5 protein-coding genes are annotated in these 3,338 nt (G+C 33.0%); 1 reads left to right on the top strand and 4 read right to left on the bottom strand.

Annotation, left to right across the window (positions count from 1 at the left end):
* Positions 1 to 693, top strand: a 693-nt coding sequence (locus tag AC1DRF_RS20330; protein ID WP_477741529.1) for a substrate-binding domain-containing protein, incomplete at its 5' end; no start/stop codon positions are given.
* Between the two features lie 112 nt (positions 694 to 805).
* Here AC1DRF_RS20330 and AC1DRF_RS20335 read toward each other — a convergent pair.
* The 4 genes from AC1DRF_RS20335 to AC1DRF_RS20350 form a co-directional block, all read right to left on the bottom strand.
* Positions 806 to 1,432: a hypothetical protein gene (locus AC1DRF_RS20335; RefSeq protein ID WP_477741530.1), complete on the bottom strand. Its 627-nt coding sequence runs from the start codon at positions 1,430 to 1,432 to the stop codon at positions 806 to 808.
* A 20-nt stretch (positions 1,433 to 1,452) separates the two neighbouring features.
* Positions 1,453 to 1,989: an SF0329 family protein gene (locus AC1DRF_RS20340; RefSeq protein WP_097823034.1), complete on the bottom strand. Its 537-nt coding sequence runs from the start codon at positions 1,987 to 1,989 to the stop codon at positions 1,453 to 1,455.
* 322 nt (positions 1,990 to 2,311) lie between these two features.
* A complete protein-coding gene (locus tag AC1DRF_RS20345) occupies positions 2,312 to 2,743 on the bottom strand; it encodes a terpene synthase (RefSeq protein ID WP_098332779.1) in 432 nt (143 codons plus the stop codon).
* Positions 2,744 to 2,993: 250 nt separating this feature from the next.
* On the bottom strand, positions 2,994 to 3,338 hold a 345-nt coding region (locus AC1DRF_RS20350), incomplete at its 5' end, for a GNAT family N-acetyltransferase (protein WP_477741531.1).

Here is a 3,338-nt window from a genome sequence, read left to right on the forward strand (position 1 = left end):
CTATTTGTAGAAGAAGTAGATAGCTTGTTGAAGCACTGGGAGTATTCAATCTCTCAAGCGCAGCGTATAAGCAAAGAGGAAAAAGGAACAATCAAAATAGGCTTATCAGAATCGATTGCTCAAAGGTTGATGCCAGCTATATTAAGCTATTTAAATGACGAAAAACCTTACATACACTGCGATTTCACCATTGGAAACACGGCACTTTTATCAGAACTATTACGTCAAGATAAACTAGACTTTGCTGTTTGCGGACAGAACACAAACCTTTCGGGCGTAACTTTTACTCCGCTTGGTAAAGAACAAATTGAATTTATCGTTAATATGCCTAACCATCCGCTGCTACAGCAAAAATCAGTTGAAATAGCTGATATTATTCACTATCCCATTTTAATAGGAGAAAATAGCTGCTATTACTATCAATCCGTCAACCACTTTTTATCCGAGAATAATTTAGCCTTTAAACAAGTCTACAACTGCAGTGCCCTGCACCTCATTCCAGAAATGATGTTTGAATATGCAGTAGGAATTATCCCTAGTGGCACTAGTTTAAAACCAACTAATATCCCGTTTAAAGTACAAGGGTTTGACCCTGAGATGCCTATAGGATTATTAATGTCTGTTGAAAAAAGAACCTATTTGAGTCAGACAAAAAAGAATGTTGTAGAGGTAATTAAATCTTCGTTATCGTAGATCAACACTTACGTAGAATAAGGTATTCACCTAAAAAAACCCTCTGCTCTGGAAGCAAAGGATTTTTTATAGTTATAAAGAGTTTGATCCCTTTTACAGATTAATATAATACTCATCCACTATCTCTATCATGAGCATAGTTTTTTGATAAGCTGTCTTTAAAATCTTGAGGAAGCTTCATATTTCTAAAGTTTAAGCCAATTAAATCTTCAACATCTTCATTTAAATACGACCRTTTAGATGGTGATTTCATTAAATGGTCTAACAAAACAGATTCATTAAAACCTATGACACATATATCTAAGCTCCGCTCTCCCCATATCGCCCACTTCTTAGAAGAAGAAAACCATACAATTTTTTCTGAATGATAGTATGGAGCATCCGCAGGGTAGTCCTCCGGTCCAATTTCTAGGACAGTCCTATACTCTTCACTTGATAAAGAAGCAGGAAGCTTCAAGTAATTAAAATAGCCAAACTCTTTATAAAAATAATTTGTAGGATGTGGATCTAAAACCGCAACTGTAACTTCCTTTTCACTAAAGATTTTTGTTAAATATTGTACAGTAGGCCAAAACTCCTCACACATGCCCCAGTAGAACTCTTCAAATAAGTAATAATCACACCTTTGGTTAAATACTTGATGGGGCAATTCCTTATTTGTGTTGAAGATATTTTTTAGATTTTTATTAGCGGATTGAAATTCTTTGATATCTTTAATAAAGAAATTTGTGGCCTTCACAGTATAGCCTCCTTCTTTTACTAACTGGGCTTGATATTTTCAACCTTACATCTTAGTTCATAAACTTGCATAATTAAAGGGTGCACGTCCGAATTGTACTTTAAAGCTTCCAGCGTCCTTTTCCCTAACCTTCTATCTACTAATGCAAGAGCTTGAGAAATAACGTTCCCAGAATTTAATGCTCGATCAATGGATAGCTGAGGATACTGGATGAAGGCGTTATAAACATGATCAACGTTAAAAACACCTCTATGTTCTAGAATACTTGCAGTGTAGTCCATATCATTTACCTTCCCAATGAATTCCGGGAAACATTCAAATAAACACTCTGGAAAGGGTTTGCTTGTTTTTCTCTTCACTTCCTCCCAAAGTTTATCATGTTCCATTAAATATTCTGCTGAAGAAGCATTAAAAATTTCCTTCTTATCTAGAGTAATCCAAATACGTGCCTGTTCTCCAAGAGAAACGTTATATTTAGTGAAATGAATACTCAATCTATACTTCAACTTATCACAGAATAAATTCTCCATATTTTTCTTTACTTTCGTCCACTTCATGCTATTTTTGTACTCCTATTCCATAAAATTATACGATTTCGCTTCTAGAAACATATTATACAAAATATGCCTAGTTCAAATTGTTTTTCTTCATATATAGAACATACTTCATCGTTCTAGACAATAAAAAGAGCATCTAACTATTCGTTCAGATGCTCTTTTTATTCATTTCTTTCTCCTTCCATTAAGAAAAAACGCCATTATAGTGTAATTTCACACTATAATGGCGTTTTTTGAATATTTTTAAATTAATAAATGTAATTGAGTTTCCAGAAAAGTATTTATGTAAATTAGCTTTGTATATAGTACCCATCGTTATATTTTAATCTTGAGATAAATAAATCCAGTTCATTTCATCAAATTCTTCAATAATATAATTTGAACCTATATCCTTTAAAATTTTATTGAAAAATTTTATATTGACGTCATGATCATACAAATCTTCTTGAATGTATTCCGTAATAATAAAATTCGTTAAATTTGTATTATTAACAAAATCTGAAAAGAACGATTTTAGAAAAAGTGACTCTTCTTCACTTAATTTTTCATCATTGATTAATGAAATCCTAAACACATTTAAAATCGCGTTAATATCTTCTTCCTCCATATAACATAATGGATCTAGCTTTTTATCTTCTTCTGTAAATGGCTTTCTCGTGTCTTCAATAACTACATAAGAAAAGATTGTTCCGTTTTTTGACACTCGAAAAATTTCCAAATCCCGCAATTTTATAATTCTATTAAACGATATCATAAGGTCCTCCTACCCAAATAAGAATTCAGGATAATTTAATAAAGTAGATACTGTTAAACCTAACGAGCATAGGATTCAGTTTACAGTAAAATCATCTTGTGTGCTGGTAATTAGAGGGCAAGGCTTATCGGCCGCCTGCGGAAAGCAACGTCTTGCACGGAAATCAACCGCGGTGTAACAAGCCATTCGCTCATGCATTCCATTCGTTCGTCTGTAGATTGTATTGATTTATTTATGTCTCATTCTCTTTTTATTTTAATACATATAAAGCGTAATCCTCTTCATTCGAAAACCCAAGTTTATTGGCTAGTGCTTTCGAGGCTTTATTGTTATTATCGCAATCCCAAGCAGGCATAACATTCTTTTCTAAACATTTATTTATAAACGTCTGGCCCACTATCTTTCCCAATCCTTGTCCTCTATAGTTAGAATTAGTCACAATATCGATTTCAGCTATGGTTCCACTATGAAAAATAGACACACATTCAGCGATAATCTTTCCTTTATGGATAAGACAAACTCCTAATCCATTTTTTAGAAAATTATTCTCTGATCCCCAGTACTCCACTATATATGATTCATTGAAATTCTCACT

The organism is Priestia sp. P5_B4 (genome assembly GCF_056400385.1).